Annotated in this window: 23 protein-coding genes and 1 pseudogene; 7 read left to right on the top strand and 17 right to left on the bottom strand. The window is 57.0% G+C overall.

Translation table 11 applies throughout. The features are described 5' to 3' along the window. Nucleotides 1-120: 120 nt before the first annotated feature. The 3 genes from IM317_RS11815 (at nt 121) to IM317_RS11805 (ending at nt 2771) form a co-directional block, all read left to right on the top strand. Entirely contained in the window at nt 121-822 is a 702-nt protein-coding gene (locus IM317_RS11815; protein ID WP_033145910.1) for a phosphohydrolase, read from the top strand. A 61-nt stretch (nt 823-883) separates the two neighbouring features. Continuing rightward, nucleotides 884-2299 (top strand): DNA cytosine methyltransferase, encoded by a 1416-nt coding sequence (locus IM317_RS11810; protein ID WP_033145909.1) that lies wholly within the window; start codon nt 884-886, stop codon nt 2297-2299. Beyond that, nucleotides 2280-2771, top strand: a complete 492-nt coding sequence (locus IM317_RS11805) for a very short patch repair endonuclease (protein WP_033145908.1) — start codon at nt 2280-2282, stop codon at nt 2769-2771. Before IM317_RS11810 ends, IM317_RS11805 begins: the two co-directional genes overlap by 20 nt. Here IM317_RS11805 and yedA read toward each other — a convergent pair. Further along, nucleotides 2743-3657: a drug/metabolite exporter YedA gene (gene yedA, locus IM317_RS11800; protein ID WP_033145907.1), complete on the bottom strand. Its 915-nt coding sequence runs from the start codon at nt 3655-3657 to the stop codon at nt 2743-2745. The two genes, IM317_RS11805 and yedA, sit on opposite strands and share 29 nt — an antisense overlap. Nucleotides 3658-3835: 178 nt before the next feature. On the opposite strand from yedA, the gene IM317_RS11795 reads away from it, so the two are divergent. From IM317_RS11795 to dgcQ, 3 genes are all read left to right on the top strand, one after another. Next, nucleotides 3836-4747: a DUF808 domain-containing protein gene (locus IM317_RS11795; RefSeq protein ID WP_032658668.1), complete on the top strand. Its 912-nt coding sequence runs from the start codon at nt 3836-3838 to the stop codon at nt 4745-4747. A gap of 78 nt (nt 4748-4825) precedes the next feature. Further along, nucleotides 4826-5008: a YodC family protein gene (locus tag IM317_RS11790; protein ID WP_023312315.1), complete on the top strand. Its 183-nt coding sequence runs from the start codon at nt 4826-4828 to the stop codon at nt 5006-5008. A 73-nt stretch (nt 5009-5081) separates the two neighbouring features. After that, complete coding sequence (gene dgcQ, locus IM317_RS11785) at nt 5082-6770, top strand: cellulose biosynthesis regulator diguanylate cyclase DgcQ (protein ID WP_033145906.1); 1689 nt, start codon at nt 5082-5084, stop codon at nt 6768-6770. Here the strand turns inward: dgcQ and IM317_RS11780 are convergent. Both IM317_RS11780 and yodD read right to left on the bottom strand, forming a co-directional pair. Further along, on the bottom strand, nt 6767-7567 hold the full coding sequence (locus IM317_RS11780) for a mannosyl-3-phosphoglycerate phosphatase-related protein (RefSeq protein WP_033145905.1): 801 nt from the start codon (nt 7565-7567) through the stop codon (nt 6767-6769). The two genes, dgcQ and IM317_RS11780, sit on opposite strands and share 4 nt — an antisense overlap. 301 nt (nt 7568-7868) lie before the next feature. Beyond that, complete coding sequence (gene yodD / locus IM317_RS11775; protein ID WP_008500310.1) at nt 7869-8096, bottom strand: YodD family peroxide/acid resistance protein; 228 nt, start codon at nt 8094-8096, stop codon at nt 7869-7871. A gap of 129 nt (nt 8097-8225) precedes the next feature. Between yodD and dsrB the strand changes: the two genes are divergently transcribed. After that, on the top strand, nt 8226-8414 hold the full coding sequence (dsrB, locus tag IM317_RS11770) for a protein DsrB (RefSeq protein ID WP_013097741.1): 189 nt from the start codon (nt 8226-8228) through the stop codon (nt 8412-8414). Between the two features lie 100 nt (nt 8415-8514). Here the strand turns inward: dsrB and rcsA are convergent, their stop codons facing one another. From rcsA to fliF, 14 genes and pseudogenes are all read right to left on the bottom strand, one after another. Continuing rightward, nucleotides 8515-9138 (bottom strand): transcriptional regulator RcsA, encoded by a 624-nt coding sequence (rcsA, locus tag IM317_RS11765; RefSeq protein WP_008500313.1) that lies wholly within the window; start codon nt 9136-9138, stop codon nt 8515-8517. Nucleotides 9139-9425: 287 nt separating this feature from the next. After that, nucleotides 9426-10218 (bottom strand): annotated as a pseudogene (gene fliR / locus IM317_RS11760) (flagellar biosynthetic protein FliR); the annotation flags it as partial. A 7-nt stretch (nt 10219-10225) separates the two neighbouring features. Continuing rightward, entirely contained in the window at nt 10226-10495 is a 270-nt protein-coding gene (gene fliQ, locus IM317_RS11755) for a flagellar biosynthesis protein FliQ (RefSeq protein ID WP_008500315.1), read from the bottom strand. Nucleotides 10496-10504: 9 nt separating this feature from the next. Next, nucleotides 10505-11242 (bottom strand): flagellar type III secretion system pore protein FliP, encoded by a 738-nt coding sequence (fliP, locus tag IM317_RS11750; protein WP_033145903.1) that lies wholly within the window; start codon nt 11240-11242, stop codon nt 10505-10507. Beyond that, nucleotides 11242-11616 carry a flagellar biosynthetic protein FliO gene (gene fliO, locus IM317_RS11745; RefSeq protein ID WP_023312309.1) on the bottom strand — a complete coding sequence of 125 codons (375 nt, stop codon included), beginning with the start codon at nt 11614-11616 and terminating at the stop codon, nt 11242-11244. The genes fliP and fliO overlap by 1 nt, the downstream gene beginning before the upstream one ends. A gap of 2 nt (nt 11617-11618) precedes the next feature. Next, on the bottom strand, nt 11619-12032 hold the full coding sequence (fliN, locus tag IM317_RS11740; protein ID WP_023312308.1) for a flagellar motor switch protein FliN: 414 nt from the start codon (nt 12030-12032) through the stop codon (nt 11619-11621). After that, nucleotides 12029-13033 (bottom strand): flagellar motor switch protein FliM, encoded by a 1005-nt coding sequence (fliM, locus tag IM317_RS11735; protein WP_023336184.1) that lies wholly within the window; start codon nt 13031-13033, stop codon nt 12029-12031. The genes fliN and fliM overlap by 4 nt, the downstream gene beginning before the upstream one ends. 4 nt (nt 13034-13037) lie before the next feature. Continuing rightward, a complete protein-coding gene (gene fliL / locus IM317_RS11730; protein WP_023312306.1) occupies nt 13038-13508 on the bottom strand; it encodes a flagellar basal body-associated protein FliL in 471 nt (156 codons plus the stop codon). A gap of 106 nt (nt 13509-13614) precedes the next feature. Beyond that, nucleotides 13615-14850 (bottom strand): flagellar hook length control protein FliK, encoded by a 1236-nt coding sequence (gene fliK, locus IM317_RS11725; protein ID WP_033145902.1) that lies wholly within the window; start codon nt 14848-14850, stop codon nt 13615-13617. After that, nucleotides 14847-15290 carry a flagellar export protein FliJ gene (gene fliJ, locus IM317_RS11720; protein WP_023312304.1) on the bottom strand — a complete coding sequence of 148 codons (444 nt, stop codon included), beginning with the start codon at nt 15288-15290 and terminating at the stop codon, nt 14847-14849. The genes fliK and fliJ overlap by 4 nt, the downstream gene beginning before the upstream one ends. 21 nt (nt 15291-15311) lie before the next feature. Continuing rightward, nucleotides 15312-16682, bottom strand: coding sequence for a flagellar protein export ATPase FliI (gene fliI / locus IM317_RS11715; protein ID WP_023336182.1), 1371 nt, complete (start codon nt 16680-16682; stop codon nt 15312-15314). After that, nucleotides 16682-17389: a flagellar assembly protein FliH gene (gene fliH / locus IM317_RS11710; protein ID WP_023312302.1), complete on the bottom strand. Its 708-nt coding sequence runs from the start codon at nt 17387-17389 to the stop codon at nt 16682-16684. The genes fliI and fliH overlap by 1 nt, the downstream gene beginning before the upstream one ends. Next, nucleotides 17382-18380, bottom strand: coding sequence for a flagellar motor switch protein FliG (gene fliG, locus IM317_RS11705; protein WP_023312301.1), 999 nt, complete (start codon nt 18378-18380; stop codon nt 17382-17384). Before fliG ends, fliH begins: the two co-directional genes overlap by 8 nt. Beyond that, nucleotides 18373-20052: a flagellar basal-body MS-ring/collar protein FliF gene (fliF, locus tag IM317_RS11700; RefSeq protein ID WP_033145901.1), complete on the bottom strand. Its 1680-nt coding sequence runs from the start codon at nt 20050-20052 to the stop codon at nt 18373-18375. The genes fliG and fliF overlap by 8 nt, the downstream gene beginning before the upstream one ends. Between the last annotated feature and the right edge of the window lie 136 nt (nt 20053-20188).

Genomic DNA, 20188 nt, shown 5'->3' with positions numbered 1-20188 from the left:
GAATTAATTCATTGAATTTATACGGTGTAATTATTATTAAGTATTTCGTGGCTCTATTTTTAAATTGATTTAATTCGGCTATGTTATAATTGATTCTCTTTTAAACAACAGGATATGACGATGGAACTTGCCCGGTGGCAGCAGCGATTTGAGCGCTGGCTTGAGGAAAACCACAGCACCGACGATACCGCACATGATATTTCGCATTTTCGTCGGGTCTGGATGACGGCGCAAAAAATAATGGATCACCAGGCGGTGGAACCGCTGGTGATCCTGACCGCATGCTATTTCCACGATATTGTCAGCCTGCCGAAAAACCATCCCGAACGCGGCCGGTCATCCCAGATGGCAGCGCGCAGGACGTGTGACATTCTGCGCCGCGACTTCCCGGACTTTCCGCCAGAGCATACTGCCGCCGTCGCGCACGCGATTGAGGCGCACAGCTTCAGCGCCGGGATTGCGCCGCAGTGCATGGAAGCCAAAATCGTGCAGGACGCAGACCGGCTGGAAGCGTTAGGCGCTATCGGCCTGGCGCGCGTCTTTGCCGTCTCGGGCGCGCTGGGCGTGCCGCTTTTTGATGCAGACGATCCCTTTGCCGATGCGCGTATCCTTGATGACCGTGCGTTTGCCCTCGACCATTTTCAGACCAAGCTGCTGCGATTGCCTGATACAATGCAAACGGAAATGGGCCGCGAGCTGGCACGCCACAATGCCGATTTCCTGATCCAGTTTATGGCGAAACTCAGTGCCGAATTACACGGCGACTGCATCGGGCTGGATAGCCAGGTGTTGAGCCGCTTCCGTCGCAGTTTGCGCAACTGAACTGTGGTAATCTGTTTCCAGTCTTTACTCTCCGGTTAAAAGAATGCAGGAAAATCGATCAGTGACAGAGCCCGCGCCCGAGCAGGCTGAGAAATCAACGGCAACGGTGCAGGCGTTGCTGCGCCAGCTGTTGGATATCTATGATGCTAAAACGCTGGCCAATCTGCTGGTGGCGCACGGCGAGAGCCACTGGAGCCCGGCGATCCTTAAGCGTCTGCTGACCAGCGAACGCGCAGGGCGTCGCCTGAGTGAAGGCGAGTTTCGTTATCTGCAAAACCTGCTTCCGCGTCCTCCTGCCGCGCACCCGAACTATGCCTTCCGCTTTATCGATCTGTTCGCCGGTATCGGCGGCATCCGGTACGGTTTTGAAGCTATCGGCGGACAGTGCGTGTTTACCAGCGAGTGGAACAAACATGCCGTCCGGACCTACAAGGCCAACTGGTACTGCGATCCGCACGAGCACCAGTTCAACGCGGATATCCGCGATGTCACCCTGAGCCATAAAAGCGGCGTGAGCGATGAACAGGCCGCCGAGCACATCCGCCAGACGATCCCGGCGCATGACGTGCTGCTGGCCGGCTTCCCGTGTCAGCCCTTCTCGCTGGCCGGTGTCTCCAAAAAGAATGCCCTTGGACGTGCCCACGGCTTTGCCTGCGATACCCAGGGAACGCTGTTTTTTGATGTGGCGCGCATTATTGACGCCCGTCGCCCGGCCATCTTTGTGCTGGAAAACGTCAAAAATCTAAAGAGCCACGACGGCGGAAAAACCTTCCGCATTATTATGCAGACCCTGGATGAGCTGGGTTATGACGTGGCCGACTCGCAGGACATGGGCGCGGACGATCCCAAAATCATTGATGGGAAACATTTCCTGCCCCAGCATCGCGAACGTATCGTGCTGGTGGGTTTCCGCCGCGACCTCAATCTCAAGGGGGATTTCACCCTTCGTGATATTCCGTCTTTGTATCCCGAGCGTCGTCCTACTGTTGCCGACCTGCTGGAACCTGTCGTTGACGCGAAATTTATTCTTACCCCGGTGCTGTGGAAATACCTCTACCGCTATGCCAAGAAACATCAGGCGAAGGGCAACGGCTTCGGTTTTGGGATGGTCAACCCCAACAATCCGCACAGCGTGACCCGTACGTTGTCCGCTCGCTACTATAAGGATGGGGCAGAGATCCTGATCGACAGAGGCTGGGACAAGGCGCTGGGTGAAAAAGATTTCGACGATCCGCACAACCAGCGCCACCGTCCGCGACGCTTAACGCCGCGGGAATGCGCCCGGTTGATGGGATTTGAGACCCCGCAGGGTTACCGCTTCCGCATTCCTGTTTCGGATACCCAGGCGTACCGCCAGTTTGGTAATTCGGTGGTGGTTCCCGCGTTCGCGGCCGTGGCAAAACTTCTGGCCTCGCGCATCAGACAGGCGGTGGCACTCCGTCAGGGTGAGGCCGTCAATGACGGATGTTCACGATAAGGCCACGCGCAGCAAAAATATGCGTGCCATCGGCACCCGTGACACCGCCATCGAAAAGCGCCTGGCCGGGCTGCTGACGCAGGCGGGGTTTGATTTCCGCGTGCAGGATCCCGCGCTTGCGGGTCGCCCGGATTTCGTCATCGACGCCTGGCAGTGCATCATCTTTACCCACGGCTGTTTCTGGCATCACCACGACTGCTATCTGTTTAAAGTCCCCGCGACGCGCACCGATTTCTGGCTGGATAAAATTGGCAAGAACGTCGAGCGCGACAGACGGGATCTCACCGCGCTGATTGCGCAGGGCTGGCGGGTGCTGATCGTCTGGGAGTGTGCGCTGAGAGGCAGATTAAAACTGAACGATACCGATCTGACCGAGCGGCTGGAGGAGTGGATCTGCGGCGGCGGCCAGACCGCGCAGATCGACACGCAGGGTATTCACCTGCTTACGGTTTCTCCACCTCGCAAGGCGTGACCACCGGTTTTGCGGGCAGTAAATATTTGCCCAGAGTGACCAGCACGACGGCAAAAACAATCACCCCTAATGCCAGCCATTCAACGGAAGAGAGCGTTTCTCCCCCCAATCCCGTCCCGAGCAGCACGGCCACGACCGGGTTGACGTAGGCATAGCTGGTGGCGACTGCCGGCGAGACATTGCGGATCAGGAACATATAGGCGTTAATGGCGATGATGGAACCAAACAGCGCCAGGTAGCCTACCGCCAGAAAGCCCGACAGCGGCGGCAGGGTCGTCAGCTTTTCTCCCGTCAGCGTGGAGGCGAGCAGCAGTACAATCCCGGCGGCGAGCATCTCAATCGCGCCCGCCATCATGCCGGTCGGCAGTTCGATACGCGAACCGTAGACGGAACCAAACGCCCAGCTCATCGAGCCAATCAGAATGATGATTGCGCCCCACGGATTCCCGCTCAGGTTACCGCCGCTGTTCAGCAGAATGATGCCGGCAAGGCCAATACCAATCCCCAGCCATTCCAGCTTGCGGGTGCGGATACCGAAAAGGCGGCTAAAGCAGAGGGTAAACAGCGGTACGGTGGCAACGACCACGGCGGCGATCCCGGACGGTACGTTCTGGTGCTCGGCAATCGTTACAAACCCATTTCCCACCGCCAGCAGCAGCAGGCCGATCAGGGCGGCATTCAGCATCGGGCGCAGCGGGGGAAGCTTATGCCCGCGCAGCAGCAGGAAGGCCAGCAGCAGCACGCCAGCCGAGAGAAAGCGGATGCCCGCCATCATCAGTGGCGGCCAGCTTTCCACGCCGATGCGAATGACAAAGTAGGTTGAGCCCCAGATGATGTACAGCGAAAAGAGTGCCCCAATGAGCGGTAGCAATTGCCGGAAACGCATAATCCCTCACGACGAAATAAAAAGGTCGCTGATAGTAAACGCGAAAACTATCTCGCTGGCGAGCCCTTTAATCGTGTGGCAGATGTGAATTTTTTGTTGACGTGAGGTGGGTGTTTCCGGGTTTGCGCTTTTGCTCCATACTATTCACCTAATTACCAAAAAATGAAGGATTAAGATTTTGGCAGGAAGTAGCTTATTAACATTGCTGGATGATATTGCGACCTTACTGGATGACATTTCAGTGATGGGGAAACTGGCGGCGAAAAAAACCGCAGGCGTGCTGGGAGATGATTTATCGCTTAACGCCCAGCAGGTGAGTGGGGTAAGGGCTAACCGTGAACTGCCGGTGGTGTGGGGCGTGGCAAAAGGCTCCTTCCTGAATAAGGTGATTCTGGTCCCGCTGGCGCTGCTGATCAGCGCGTTTATTCCCTGGGCCATCACGCCGCTGCTGATGATTGGCGGGGCGTTTCTCTGCTTCGAGGGCGTAGAGAAGGTCCTGCACTCCTTTAGCGCGCGCAAGCAGAGCGATACGCCGGAGATGCGCCAGCAGCGTCTTGAAGCGCTGGCCGCTCAGGATCCGAAAACCTTCGAGCGCGATAAGGTCAAAGGCGCCATTCGGACCGACTTTATCCTGTCCGCAGAGATTGTCGCCATTACGCTGGGCATCGTGTCTGACGCGCCGCTCCTGAATCAGGTTCTGATCCTCTCCGGCATCGCCATTCTGGTCACGGTCGGCGTCTACGGCCTGGTGGGACTGATCGTCAAGCTGGATGATATCGGCTACTGGCTGGAGGAGAAATCGAGCGCGGTGGCAAGAGGCATCGGCAAAAGCCTGCTGGTGCTGGCCCCGTGGCTAATGAAGAGTTTGTCGGTGGTGGGCACGCTGGCGATGTTCCTCGTGGGCGGCGGGATCGTGGTGCACGGTATCGCGCCGCTGCACCATGCTATCGAACATTTTTCCTCGGCGCAGGGGGCCGTTGTCGCGGCGATTCTGCCCACGCTGCTGAATCTGGTGCTGGGCTTCATCATTGGCGCTATCGTGGTCGCGGCGGTGAAGCTGGTTGAAAAAATTCGCGGCACGTCGCACTAATTGTTACCCGTTATGGGATGCAAAAAGACCATTCCTCGTCTAAATTGAAACAGTTTCACCCTGATACAGGAGGCAGGTATGGTCTTTTTGGTCAGTGATGAAGTTAAGCCTAAGAAGGGCGGCCCACGTATGATTGTCACCGGGTATTCCAGCGGAATGGTGGAATGTCGGTGGCACGATGGCTATGGCATCAAGCGGGAAGCATTTCGTGAAGATGAGCTTCAGCCGGGGGACGGGCAGCACCAGCGGGACAAGGCTTAATCACATAACGCCCGGCTTTGCCGGGCGTTTTTATCTCCAGTACCGGGTGTAAGGCAGCGATCAGGGAGTGTGTGTGCAGCGCGATACCTTTGTTGTAAGACAATCTTTTTTGCAATGGCTGCATAAGCGTAGCAATCCGGGGTTGATTGTTAATCTCTGTTTTCTGGTTGTTCTGGTATTTTCGACTCTACTGACCTGGCGTGAAGTGGTGGTACTGGAAGAAGCGTACATCTCCAGCCAGCGTAATCATCTGGATACGGTCGCCAGTTCGCTGGACAGGCAGCTGCAGAACAGCGTCGACAGGATGCTGTTGTTCCGTCAGGGCATGCATGATGCGATCCAGACGCCGCTGGCATTTGATGTACTCCAGAAGGCGGTGTCACGCTTTAGCTCAGTCCGCATGCTCCCCACCTGGCAGCTTGCCGTTGATAAAAAACGCACCCTTCCCATTAACGGTGTCTCGGATGCCTTCGTCGAGAAAACCACGTTTCTGAATCGTGACGCCGAACGCCTCAGCCACGAGATTTCTGCCACGCTCGAAGTGGGGTATCTGCTCAGGCTGGCGTCGTCCAGAGCACAAACGGAAGCGCGCGTGATCTACGTCTCCCGCGCCGGGTTTTTCATTTCCACCGATACGCCGGATCAGGCGGGCGACATTACCTCCCGCTATTACCATCTTGTCACGCAGTCCTGGTTTACCCAGCAGTCAGAACGGAACAATCGCGCTCGCGCGGTGCGCTGGTTCATCTCCACCCCCTCATCCTGGACCAATGATGAACGTATGATCACCGCCAGCGTTCCCATCTATTTCGACCATTACTGGTATGGCGTCGTGGCGATGGATTTTACGTTGGGCACCATGCAGCGTCTGCTGGCCGATGCGACGGAAGACCGAACGGAAGGGGAGTATCAGCTGTACGATACCCGGCTCAATATGATTGCCACCTCTGCCCATACGGAAAACGCGGTTAACCATTTTGACGAACGCGAAACGGCGCAGATTGCGCAGGCGATTGAGCACGCCACCGGCGGCGGGATCCGCCTCGGAAGCCGTTTTGTGAGCTGGGAACGACTCGATCACTTCGACGGCGTTGTCCTGCGGATCCACACCCTGCACGAAGGGGTACAGGACGACTTCGGCAGCATCAGTATCGTGCTGGCGCTGATGTGGGCGCTCTTTACCGCCATGCTGTTGATCTCGTGGCTGGTGATCCGCCGCATGGTGAGTAACATGTACACGCTTCAGCACTCGCTCCAGTGGCAGGCCTGGCATGATCCGCTTACCCGGCTGAATAATCGCGGCGCGCTGTTCGACCGCGCAAAATTGCTGGCGGAAACCTGTCGCCAGCAGTCGCTTCCGTTCTCGGTGATTCAGATCGATCTCGACCATTTTAAAAATATCAACGACCGCTTCGGCCATCAGGCCGGAGATAAAGTGCTCTCCCACACGGCAGGGCTGATTGCCAGCGCGTTACGCAAGAATGATGTGGCAGGGCGCGTAGGCGGGGAAGAGTTTTGCGTCGTCCTGCCGGGGATTGGTCTGGAGGAGGCGAGAAGCGTCGCGGACCGTATACGTTGCCGGATCAACAGTAAGGAGATCCTGGTGAAGAAGAGCACGACCCTGCGCGTCAGCGCGTCGCTTGGGGTCAGTAGCGCGGATGAAGCGGGTAACTACGAGTTTGAACAGCTGCAGTCCGTGGCGGACGTCCGGCTGTATCAGGCCAAACAGAGCGGGCGTAACCGGGTCGTCTGGCGGGATTAGGAGAGGAAGTGATCCAGCCCCTCCTGCCAGCCCGCCGGGCCGGGCTGCCGGGTGTGATAAACCCGGGCAGGGTTATCGTCCCGTAGCGTGATGCCCTGGCGGTTAATGCCCTTAATCACCACCGCGAAGTCAACGCTGTCGAGCAGGGGCGCATCATTGGGACCGTCGCCGAGCCCCAGCGTGGTGGGTTCAATCTCTTCCAGCTCGCGGTATTGCTCAATCAGCCAGTTCACCGCAACGTCTTTGCCGCAGCGAGCGTCCAGAACATGCCAGAAGCGCGCGCCCTGCAGGCATTTCAGGCCGACATTCGCCAGCTCCTCTTCAAACTGGACCAGTTTCTCGTCGGTATCGCGCCAGATGAGCGTGACGGACGCTTCATGCTTGCGGGCAAGCGCCGAACGGTAGCGCGTCAGGCCGGTCCACTCGCTGATAACGTGCTCATCCACGTCGTCAAAGGTAGTGAATTTATAGCCCGTCTGCAGGCGAATTTGTTCGATTCGCGGGCGAATATCCCGGTGCGTCATCCCCCTTATCTGGCGCTGAACCTTATCCCAGCGCACGTCAGGCTGAATCACCGCGCCGTTCTCGGCAATAAAAGGCAAGCCTTCCAGCCCCAGATCCAGCTGGAGATCGAGCATCTCTGCCGCGGTCTTGCTGCTGCAAAGAATAACCGGAACCTGATTATCCAGCAGCCTGTCCAGCCAGGGCATGGCGGGTTGCCACTCATAGGTGTGAATATCCAGCAGTGAACCATCCAGGTCAGAGAAAATCAGCAATGTATCCCGCAGTGAAGGCATAGCGACTCCTGGTAACAGATGCGTCTCGCTCTAAGAAAATTCCTAAAAAATAATGAAGGCGAAAACCGGAGAAAAGAGGAATGCTCCTGGCAAACCCGCATTCGGCGTGTGTTATTGCTCATAACAAAAAGCATTATGTTAAAAATATTATATTCATCGTAAGAATATATGCTTGTCAGCCAAATTCGTTGGGGATAGTGTGGCATGAACATCAGATTTCCTGGTGTAACGAATTTTCAAGTGCTTCTTGCATAAGCAAGTTTTGATCCCGGTCATCCCCATGGCCGGGATTTTTTTCGCCCTACCGATTGGCTTCAGACACGCTAAAATCGTGAATATCAAGCTCGAAGGCCTCCGCCAGCTCGCGATAGGTGTGATAATCCCTTCCGTTGACAATGACGCGGTCCGAATTGTCGTCCGACCGGCGGACTTCAGACTCACTGATCTCATTGATGGCGGCCAGCAGGGCATCGACATCCACCTCGACTTCGCGCTTGATGGTGTCGCTGTACTCTTTATCGGTCTTCATTACGGGGTTCCTCTTTCAGCCGTGTCCAACGGTAAGTATAGACTGTGTATAAAAACGCCAATCACGCCGGGCGGCGATGTGCGTTTTTGCGTTTTGTTCTACACTGGCTCAAAACCAGAGGAGGAATGTATGAAGGTCAACGATCGGGTAACCGTTAAAACGGACGGTGGGCCGCGCCGCCCGGGTGTGGTGCTGGCAATTGAAGAGTTTAGCGAAGGCACAATGTACTTGGTATCGCTTGAAGACTACCCGCTCGGCATCTGGTTTTTTAACGAACTGGGGCATCCGGACGGCATTTTTGTCGAGAAGGCGGAGTAACACGGCGTCGGGTAGCACAGCGCGTGCCCGACAACCTTTCCAGAAGCAAAAATCTCTGGCCAGGCCAGAGATCAAGGTAGGGTGCACAGGTCTTAAGCGACTAACGCATGTTGACGAAAATCCCGTTCGTCACATTATCGGTCAGGCGTACCACGTGGTAGATCACTTGCTTATTATGCGTTTTAATTTTCCTTTTAATATTTCCTTTGTGTGACGAAACGGTTTTCGCTTTAATATTCATCTGGTCAGAGATCTGAATAGTTCCTTGTCCCGCCATCCACATTCGCAGCATACTTGATTCAGTCCTGCTTAATGATAGGGTGGGTAAGTTAACCGCTCCTACATTTTTAACTTCTTTATTCAAATAATCACCCAGAATGTCATCCAGCGACTCGGGTTTAATCGATTTAGAACTGATCAATAAATTTTTACGGACCAACAAATACTCATCGAAATGGATATTCGCGATCGCCATAAAAACAATAAACAGGGTTTTTGGATGCTGATTAATGATTTGCTTAATGTGCTGACTGTTGGCTGGATCGTGAATGAAACAGTCCTCATTAATAAACACCACGCCTGGTTTTAGTTCGTCACAAGCGGCTGCGAGTTCGTCAACGGTGTGTGCATCGTTGATGTCTCTCTTTCTTACCCCTCTGCTTGCCAGGTACCCGGTTAACCCTAGCCGGGTGTAGCTGCATAAATCCATAATGATCGTTGACATGGCATACCCTCACTCAATGCGTAACGATAATTCACCATCTGCCTGAGAGCTCAAAACAGCCATACGGGATGGAAAAAAATAATAAACCTGTGAGCATGACAAAGACTTTCAGGCGGACTCACTATCCCGTAAAGTTACGTATAATTTGCCAGGAATCTTCTTAAAGTAAAGTAAATATTAAGTATTGTGAGATGGTTAGAAACAATTAAACCGCGTCAGATATATCCTGGAAGATGTTTTACGCGTTTTATTTTAGGAATATCCTCAGAAAGACAATAGCAACAGTGAGGGCTATTATTTACGTGGCAGCTCGCTGACAATATCCGCTAACAGGTTGAATATCTCGCCGAATAAATGTTCACAGAAGGGAGCGATAAGTGGCATCAGTAATGACATTAATAAAATCCCAACCGTCAGCGTCAGCGGAAAACCAATGACAAACACCGAAAGCTGCGGCGCCATTCGGTTGAGTAAACCTAACGCCAGGTTGACGGTCAGCAGCAGGGTGATGATCGGCAGCGCCAGCATCAGCCCGTTGAGGAAAATCAGCCCCGCAGCGCGGGTAAGCGCGAGGAAAGCGTTGCTGTTCACCGGATTTTCGCCAATCGGCAGCGTATGGAACGTATCCACCAGCATGGAGATAAGCCAGAGATGGCCGTTGAACGACAGGAACAGCAGCATGGCGAGCAGATCGATAATACGCGCCAGCACGGGCATGTTGAGATGACTGCCAGGGTCAACAAACGTGGCGAACGATAGCCCCATCTGCAGGCCGATCAGTTCACCTGCGGTACGCACCGCGGCAAAGGCGAGCTGCATGGTAAAGCCGACGGCGACGCCAATCATCACCTGCTGCAGGGCCACCCACACCGCGTTCGCCGAGAAGATCGGAATATCCACGGGGGGAAGAGAGGGCGCGACGATAATGGAGATGATGATGCCCAGCCCCACCTTGACGCGCTTGGGTATCGATTTCTCACTGAGAATCGGGGCGGTGGATATCAGCGCCATGATGCGCAGCATCGGCCAGAAATAGACGCCGAGCCACTGAACCCACTGGTCGCTGGTGAAGTGCATCATCGTCAGGTCAGCCGATGATGTACGGCAGATTGGTAAACAGGTTGCGCATATAGTCCAGCAACAGATTCAGCATCCACGGCCCGGCCACGATAATCGCCACGAACACGGCAATGATTTTCGGGATGAACGACAGCGTCATTTCGTTAATCTGCGTGGCGGCCTGCAGGATACTGATAATCAGACCGGTAACCAGCGCGACAAGCAGCAGCGGCGCGGCAACGGCAATCGCGATTTTCATCGCTTCCGTGCCCATCATCATGACCGATTCGGGTGTCATTGCCGTTCCTTAACTGTAGAAACTCTGCGCCAGCGAACTGACCAGCAGCTGCCAGCCGTCGACCAGTACAAAGAGCATGATCTTAAAGGGCAGGGCAATGGTCGCGGGCGGCACCATCATCATCCCGAGCGCCATCAGGACGCTGGCGATCACCAGGTCGATAATCAGGAACGGAATAAAGATGGTAAAGCCAATCTGGAACGCGGTTTTCAGCTCGCTTGTGACATAGGCAGGCAGAAGAATACGCATTGGCACCGCTTCCGGTCCCTGCATCTCGCCGGTGTTGGACAGGCGGGCAAAGAGGGCCAGGTCGGCTTCGCGCGTCTGGCGCAGCATAAATTCCCGCAGCGGCTGCGCGCCTTTATCCAGCGCCTCCTGCATGGAGATTTTGTCTTCGCTGAACGGCTGATAGGCGTCGGTATAAATCTTGTCGATCACCGGCGACATAATGAAAAAGGTCAAAAACAGCGCCAGCCCCAGCAGAACCTGGTTTGGCGGCGCGGAAGGGGTTCCCAGCGCGTTTCGCAGCAGACCAAAGACGATGATGATGCGGGTGAAGCTGGTCATCATCAGCAGGATGGCCGGAATAAACGTCAGCGAGGTGATGAACACCAGCGTCTGCACCGGAAGCGACCAGCTTTGTCCGCCGCCCGCGAGAGGGGTGGAGACCAGACCGGGCAGCTGTGCATAGACCGCGGGAGCAAACAGGCCAACGCCCGCAAGCGTCAGGGATAACAAACGGCGCATCAGGATCTCCCGGAACGCTTAAGCAAACTCTTCATGACGGACTGAAAATCCGCAGGGGCGTCTGCGCGCTCGTCCACCACAACAGGGGCGGGCGGCAGCTTATGTAATACGCTGATGTTTGAGGCCGTGACGCCCAGGACCAGACGCGCATCGTCTACCTCGACGATGACCACGCGCTCGCGTGGACCCAGCGTGGTGCTGGCGCTGACCTTCAGGCCGCGGGCACCGGCGGTTTTACCCGCCAGGCCAAAGCGCTTCGCCAGCCAGGCGGCGATAAGAATAAAGGCAATAATACCGAACAATGCCCCGCTCACCTGGAGCAGAGGCGAGCCGGGAACGGCAGAAGGCTGTGATATTGTTGCCTGGGTTTTCATGCTTAACGGCTCAGACGACGCATACGTTCAGACGGGGTAATGATGTCGGTGATGCGTACGCCGTATTTATCGGCAACCACCACCACTTCACCCTGGGCAATCAGATAACCGTTGATCAGAATATCCAGCGGCTCGCCGGCCAGACCGTCAAGGGCCACCACGGAACCCTGCGTCAGGCGCAGCAGCTCTTTAATGGTCATGCGGGTGCGTCCCAGCTCAACGGTCAGCTTAACCGGGATATCCATAATCAGGTCGATGTCCTGCAGCGTGCCGCTGACGTCACCGCCGCCGAGCTGCTGGAATACGGCATCCGCTGCACTTTTGGCCGGGGGTGCTTTTTGCTCGTTTAACGCGTCAGCCCACAGATCGTCCAGTGCTCCGCTGTTCTCATCGGACGGATTGTTCATGTCACTCATTTGGGCTGTTCCTCATTCAGCGAATTCAAAATCGGGTTGATCAAGTGCTCAACGCGTAACGCATACTGACCGTTAATCGTGCCGTACTGGCTTGTCAGCACGGGGACACCATCCACATGGGCAATAATGCGGTCGGGTTTTTCTATCGGCAAAACATCACCGGGTTGTAATTTCAGGATCTGAGATAACCGCAGCGGGATATCGGCGAAGCTCGCCACCAGCTCAAGCTGCGAATGCTGGACCTGGCGGACCAGGTTTTCACGCCAGTTCTGATCTTCGTTGCGGGAGTTCTCCAGCGGCGGGTTCACCAGCAGCTCGCGCAGCGGTTCGATCATGCTGAACGGCAGGCAGATGTTGAACTCGCCGGTCAGGTTACCGATCTCCACGTGGAACGGCGTGTTAACGACGATATCGTTCGGGGAGGTGGTGATATTGGTAAATTTCACCTGCATCTCAGAACGGACGTACTCCACTTCCAGCGGGTTAATCGCTTTCCACGCGTCGCTGTAAGACTCCAGCGCCAGCTTCAGCATGCGGTTAATGACGCGCTGTTCGGTATGGGTGAATTCACGACCTTCTACTTTGGTCGGGAAACGCCCGTCGCCGCCGAACAGGTTATCCACCGCGATGAACACCAGGCTTGGCGAAAACACCACCAGACCGGTGCCGCGCAGCGGCTTCAGATGAATCAGGTTAAGGTTGGTTGGCACCGGCAGGTTGCGGGCAAACTCGTGATACGGCTGAATGCGGATCGCACCCACCGTAATATCCGGGCTACGACGCAGCAGGTTAAACAGCCCCATACGGAACTGACGTGCAAAACGTTCGTTAATGATCTCCAGCGCCTGCAGACGTTCACGTACCACGCGACGCTGGGTATTCGGGTCATAGGGACGAATATCGCTATCGCCGCCGATACCCGGTTTAGGATCATCATTGTTATCGCTGTCGCCGTTGAGCAGCGCATCGATTTCTGCCTGAGAAAGAATACTGTCGCCCATGTCGTTACCGCAGAATGAATGCTGTATACAGAACGTCAGTGACTTCCTGCTTAGGTTGGCCGTTTACCAGCGGGGTCGCCAGCGTTTGTTTAATGGCGTCGACCAGCTTTTGCTTACCCACATCGGTAGCCAGCGCCGAAGCGTCCTGACGAGAGAACAGCAGCAGAAGGCGGCTACGCACTTCAGGAAGGTAATCGTTCAGACGTGAACGGGTGGCTTCATCTTTCAGGCGCAGCGTAATGCCAACGTAAAGCACGCGATCCGCATCACCCAGGTTGACGGTGAAGGTATCCAGCGGGAAGAACACTGGAGCCGGCGGAGGAGGTGCTTCAGCTTTGGCTGCAGCGGTGGTCGGTTCCTGCTGCATACGCCAGTAACTATAGCCCGCGGTAGCGCAGGCGGCGAGCGTGATCAACACCAGCAGCGGGATCCAGATGGAACGCTTACTTTTTTTGGTGATAGCGGAGTCAGTCATCTGATACGAGCTTCCTGTTTCGGTACAGCTTAATAAAGTGATTATCCCGTGTCCTGCTGTCGTCAAAGCGTGGAAAAGACGGGGATAATCACGCTACCTCTGGCGTTTAGGCGAAGATGTCTACGGCACTGTTACCGCGCGCTGCGGACTGCAGGGCGGCAGGAACAGGCAGTAGCTCATCGCTCTCTTCATTAAAACCGCCGGTGTTGCCGGAACGCGAAGCCTGGTGCTGCTGCTGGGACGAGGACTGCTGCTGCCCGGCGAAGCTCTCGCTGCTGATGCTGCTCTGCGCAAGCTGAATGCCGTTTTCCGCCAGTGAGGTCCGCAGTACCGGCAGCGCGGCTTCCAGTGCCGCACGAACATGGCTGTGCGCAGAGACCATCTGCAGCTGGGCCTGGTTATCATCCAGCTTAAGCGAAATTTGCACCTGACCCAGATCTTCCGGGTGCAGGCGCAGCTCTGCCGTCTGCTGGCCCTGCTTAGTGAACAGGGTGATGTGCTGGCTCAGGGACTGCTGCCATTCGTGGGTCCCCAGAGGCTGGCTTAATACCGGCGCGCTGGCGACGGTGGCGGCCGTCTGACTGGTCGCATGGCTGGACATAATCGGTGCCAGAGTAGCTGTTGGTGATGATGATGATGAGGACGAACTGGCGAGCTCCTGCTTCTCTGCCGCCGCGGCTACGGCCGGTGTAGCAGGCGCGTTGCCCTGCAGGGCCGGCTCGTGATTTTTCACCTGGTTCTGATAAGGCGTAGCACTCTGCGCTTTATCGTGGCTTCCCGCAGACGCGTTCAGGGACGGTTGGCCCGCACCGTTTGAAAGCGTCGCGGAATTCAGCGTTGAGGTGGCGGAAACGCCCTCGCTGCCTGCCGCGCGAGAGGCGGTAGTTTGCTGCTGGTGCGGCAGCATCGCCATCAGGGCGCTTAATCCGGCCAGCTCTTCTTCGCTCAGCTCGCTTTTACCGTCATCTTTGCTGTTCGCCGCATTGAGCGTCTTCAGCGCGTCGCCCTTAGACAGCGGCACCAGCCCGGAAACCAGCGTATCAAGCGACGTGACGGGCGACGTTTCATCGCCGTTCAGCGCGGTCTGGCGCGAGAGCAGGTCGGCAATTTTGGCCTGCAGGGTGGTATCCCCTTTGGCGTCCTCAGCCACTTTTGACAGTTTACTGCCGGCGGCTTTCAGATCAGCCAGGGTCAGCGGCGCATCTTTGCCCTTGCCCGTTGCGTCCGACAGGGCGCCCGCCAGCAGAGAGAAAAAGTCCTGTGCACCGTCGGTGCCTTTCCCCGTTTGCGTGCCGCCTGACAGGTCGCTGTCGCTCATCAGCAGTTGTTGCAGTGTGATCATTCCGGTTTCCTCATTGATGCGCGCTGGGCAAACTCATCCATTTTCTTCTGATCCAGACGGTTTTCCGCCAGGGTCGTTGCCGCGATCTGTCTGTCCTGTAAAGTCTGCCAGGCCTGCAGTCGCTGCTTCTTCTCGCGCCAGAAATTCAGCGCGGTATCGACTTTCTGGGTCCACTGGTTAAGCTGCTGGCGATGCTGATCTATCGCCTTCTCCAGCGTCTGGATAAACTGCTGATAGTTAATCCAGCGCTGGCTGCCAATGCCCTGTGTCATATCGGTATTGAGGTTGGTGCGATATTCATGCTGATAGTCGATCAACATCTTCAACTGTTCTTCAGCCTGCTGGCACCCGCGTCGCATTGCGCCTAGCTGCAATGCGGCATCATCAACTTCTTTTTCAGCCAGATCTTTCAGCGTTGATAACGCGCTGTTTTGCGCCATGACCTTCGCCCTCCACCTGTGTTACACCTGCGGGAAAATCAGCTCCAGTGCCTGAATTGAATCTTCCCAGTCGGCGCGTTCAAAAATGCCTTGTTGCAAAAATGCCTCCAGCTGCGGCCACAGGCTAATCGCCTTGTCGAGCATCGGGTCGCTGCCTTTGGCATACGCCCCCACGCTGACCAGATCGCGGTTGCGCTGGAAGCTGGAAAGCAGTTGTTTGAAGTTACGCACGCGGGCGTAGTGCTTCTCGGTTATCAGCGCCGTCATTGCGCGGCTGATAGAGGCTTCAATATCGATGGCCGGGTAGTGCCCGGCTTCGGCCAGACGGCGCGACAGCACAATATGACCGTCAAGGATCGCGCGCGCGGAGTCGGCAATCGGGTCCTGCTGGTCATCGCCTTCCGTCAGTACCGTATAGAACGCGGTGATGGAGCCGCCGCCGCTGATGCCGTTCCCCGCGCGTTCCACCAGCGCAGGGAGTTTGGCGAATACCGAAGGCGGGTAGCCTTTGGTCGCCGGTGGCTCACCGATGGCCAAGGCGATTTCACGCTGCGCCATCGCGTAACGGGTCAGGGAATCCATGATCAGCAGCACATGCTTGCCGCGGTCACGAAAATCTTCGGCGATACGGGTGGCATACGCGGCACCCTGCATGCGCAGCAGCGGCGACACGTCTGCCGGTGCGGCGATCACCACCGAGCGGGCGCGGCCTTCCGCACCCAGAATGTTTTCAATAAAGTCTTTTACTTCACGACCACGTTCGCCGATCAGCCCCACGACGATCACGTCGGCCTGGGTATAGCGCGCCATCATGCCGAGCAGGACGGATTTACCTACGCCTGAGCCGGCGAACAGGCCCATACGTTGTCCACGTCCCACGGTCAGCAGGGCGTTAATCGGGCGCACGCCGGTATCCAGCACATGCTCGATAGGGGTACGCTGCAGGGGGTTGAACGGTTGGGTGATCAGCGCGCCGGTTTCGGTGGTGTCCGGGGAGGGCAGTCCGTCGAGCGGTTTCCCGCTGCCGTCCAGCACGCGGCCCAGCAGGGCAGGACCGAGCGGCAGCTGTTTCCCGCTTTGCAGCCCATCGCCAGAAATGTTTTTGGCATACACGCGCGCGCCGGGCAGAATGCCTTCCACCTCTTCAAGCGGCATCAGGAACAGGCGCTGGCCGTTAAATCCGACCACTTCGCTTTCAACTTCACGCGTTTCCAGTCCATCCTGACGCTCAATGACGCAGGTCGCGCCCAGCGGAAGCTGCAGGCCGGTGGCTTCGAGAACCAGACCGGTGGCGCGCGTCAGTCGCCCATAACGACGAACGGATGGCAGTTGCGCCATCTTCGTCTCAAAGTTGTCGAGCGTGGTGAGCCAGCGGGTGAGGCGCGCGGTCATCAGACGACTCCCGGTGCCGCCAGGCGGCACAGTTCCTGCCAGCGGGTGGCGACGCTGGCATCCAGATCGCCTTCATCGGCAGAGACTTTGCAGCCGCCGTGATGTAGCGACGGGTCGCCGCGCAGACGCCAGCCGTGCAGGTTAAGCGTCGCGCCCAGGCTCTCTTCAACGCGCTGCAGGTCGTCCGGATGGACGCGCAGCTGAGGTTTCCCGCTGAACAGCGGCTCCTGCTGAAGCAGACCCTGAATTTGTTTGATCAGCGCGGTGTTATCCACCACGGGCGTCTGGCCGATGACCTGACGCGCGGCTTCCAGCGCCATCTGCATCAGTCGCGAGGCAATCACGCTGTCCAGCGCGTCCAGGGTGTGCTGGAACTCGCTGACCAGCTGCTGCATGCGGGCATGGATCGGCGCCTGCTGCTGGCGCGCCTGATCGATACCGTGCTCTAACCCTTTCGCCAGACCTTCCTGATACCCCTGCTCGTGGCCTTTCTGGCGGCCTTCGTTCAGACCGGCGTTATAGCCCTGCTCGTGCGCCTGCATTTGCAGCTGCGCCAGCATCTGGGCCTGCTGCTCCTCTTCGGTCAGCTCGGGCTGCTCGACGTCCGGGTCAAGCTCTTCGGTTGCGATGACGGCCGGCGTGAACTCGGAGAGGGGAGGCGCCAGATCGTCCGGCGTCCAGCGCTTCCAGGGCAGCTCATTAGACATAGGTGTCGTCTCCGCTGCCAATCACCATCTCGCCGGTTTCCGCCAGACGACGAACAATAAGCAGAATGGCTTTCTGTTCGTTTTCCACCTGAGACAGACGAACCGGGCCGCGGTTGGCAAGGTCGTCGCGCAGGATATCGGCCGCACGCTGAGACATGTTGCGCAGGAACTTCTCGCGCAGCGGCTGCTCGGCGCCTTTGAGGGCGATAAGCAGCGACTCGGAATCCACTTCCTGGAGCAGGCGCTGGATGCTGCGGTCGTCCACTTCCACGAGGTTTTCGAACAGGAACATCTCGTCGATGATTTTCTGTGCCAGCTCGCCGTCGAATTCGCGAACCGCCGTAATGACGGCCTCTTCCTGCTGCGTTTTCATCAGGTTGATGATTTCCGCCGCCGTTCTCACGCCGCCCATTTTGCTGCGCTTGAGGTTCTGACCGTCGAGCAGATTGTTCAGCACTTCGGTCAGCTCCGCCAGCGCGGCCGGCTGGACGCCGCCGAAGGTCGCGATACGCAGCATCACATCGTGACGCAGGCGCTCTTCGAACAGCGCCAGAATATCGGCCGCCTGACCACGTTTGAGGTGGACAAGGATGGTGGCGATAATCTGCGGGTGCTCGTCGCGGATAAGGTCGGCGGCACTCTGCGGCTCCATAAAGTTGAGCGTTTCGATACCGCTGGCGGTATCGCGCGTTTCCAGAATGTCTTCCAGCAGGCTGGAGGCACGCTCTTCGCCCAGCGCCTTGACCAGCACGGAGCGCAGGTAGTCGTTGGCGTTGATGTTCAGCGCGGCAAACTGTTCCGCTTCCTGTTCAAACTCTGCCAGCACTTCGGTCAGCTGCTTGTTGGAGATCTGACGCACGTTGGCCATGGCCGCACTGAGAATTTGCACTTCTCGCTGGGAGAGGTGTTTAAACACCTCTGCCGCACGATCTTCGCCAATGGTCATCAGCAGGATGACGCTTTTATCGGTGCCCGTAAGCGTATTACTCATGTTCGTTACCCATCCACTGGCGGATGACCAGCGCCACGACGCGCGGATCGTTATCTGACATTTCGCGAATGCGCTGGCTCATGACCTCAGCGCCCATGCGCTGGTTAGCACGACGCTGCTGTATCTGTTCATCTTTGCTGAGGCGCACTTCAACCGCTTCTTCCGTTTCCTGACGCGTGTTCATCTGTTCGCGAGCCGCTTTCTCGGCTTCAGCACGGCGCTGGAGCTGCGGACGAACGCCCTTACGCCACAGCAGCCACGCGACAATCAGCACCAGCAGCCAGCGTCCTGCGGACATCAGCTGGTCGATAAACGCCTGCTGTTGCCAGAACGGCAGTTCACCGCCGGTCTCATCAACCGAGTTGAACGGTGAGTTCACCACGTTGAGGGTATCGCCGCGCTTCTCGGAGTAACCCATCGCTTCACGGGTCAGGTTTTCAATCTGCTTCATCTGCTCGGCAGTCAACGGCAGCGGTTTGCCGTCCGCCAGCGTTTTGTAGTTCACCACTACCGCAACGGAAAGACGCTGAATATCGCCCACGTTCAGTTTAGTGTGGCGAATCGTCCGATCCACTTCGTAGTTCGTGGTTTCGTTACGGCTGCTGGTGCGCGGACCGGCGTTATTGGTCGTTGAGGTGGTCTGCTGATTATTTTGCTGACCGTTCTGCTGATTGGCCGGCGGCGTAGAAATCGGTGCCGCGTTAGCCGGGGCAGGCTGGTTAGACAGCGCGCCAGGCACGCCGCCCGGGTAGGCACCGCCGACCTGCTCGTTCGAATTGATCTGGCGTGAACGCATCACCGCCTGAGCCGCATCGCCGTTCGGGCTGTACTGCTCTTCAGTTTGTTCTTTGTTCGCGAAGTCGATCTGTGCAGTTACCTGCGCGTGCACGTTGCTGTTACCCACCACCGGGCCGAGGATGGCTTCAATACGGCGCTGGAGTCGGCTTTCGACATCGGCGGCATACTTCAGCTGCGCATCATTCAGATCGCGACCGGCGGTATTGGACTGCGTCAGCAGGTGACCGCTTTGGTCAACCAGCGTCACGTTACCCGGCGGCAGACCGGCAACGGCGCTGGAAACGAGGTGCGTCACCGCGCTGATTTGCCCTTCGTCCAGCGCGCGGCCGGGTTCAAGGTTCACGGTAACGGAAGCTGAAGGTGATTTCTGTTCGCGGACAAATAAAGAAGGTTTAGGCATCGCCAGGTGCACGCGGGCACTCTTCACCGGGCCTAATGTTTCAATGGTGCGGGCCAGTTCACCTTCCAGCGCACGCTGGTAGTTCACCTGCTCGCTGAACTGGCTGATACCGAATTTTTCCTGATCCAGCAGCTCAAAGCCAACGGCACCGCCTTTCGGCAGCCCCTGCTGAGCCAGACGCAGACGCAGCTCGTGCACCTTATCAGCCGGGACCTCCAGCGCACCGCCATTATCGGCAAAGCGATAAGGGATGTTCATCTGGGTAAGCTGGGTGACGATGGCGCCGCCATCCTGATCGGAAAGGTTGCTGTAGAGCGTCCGGTAATCAGGGCTTTTCGCCCACAGGACCATCGCTACAAGGATCGCAATTGCGGCAGCGCCTGCCACGATCAACGGGATTTTAGGATTCGCGCGAAGGCGGTTCATCCACTCGAGTGATTTATTCTGCGGCGCTGTCGATGCTGTTGCACTCATTGCGCACCTCTTAAATCCTGGTGGTTTACGTTATTCGTGTAGAGAAACAAAACTGACTCCCGGGTCGGCAAACACGACAAAAGTTCCATATTGATGGCCCTGCCATTATTTGATGATTCGTGATTTTCTATGCGTC

The organism is Enterobacter cloacae complex sp. S3, assembly GCF_014930495.1.
GTDB lineage: Bacteria > Pseudomonadota > Gammaproteobacteria > Enterobacterales > Enterobacteriaceae > Enterobacter > Enterobacter asburiae_B.
The sequence above is the reverse complement of the archived record's forward strand: the minus strand, read 5'-3'. Positions and strand labels throughout refer to the sequence as shown.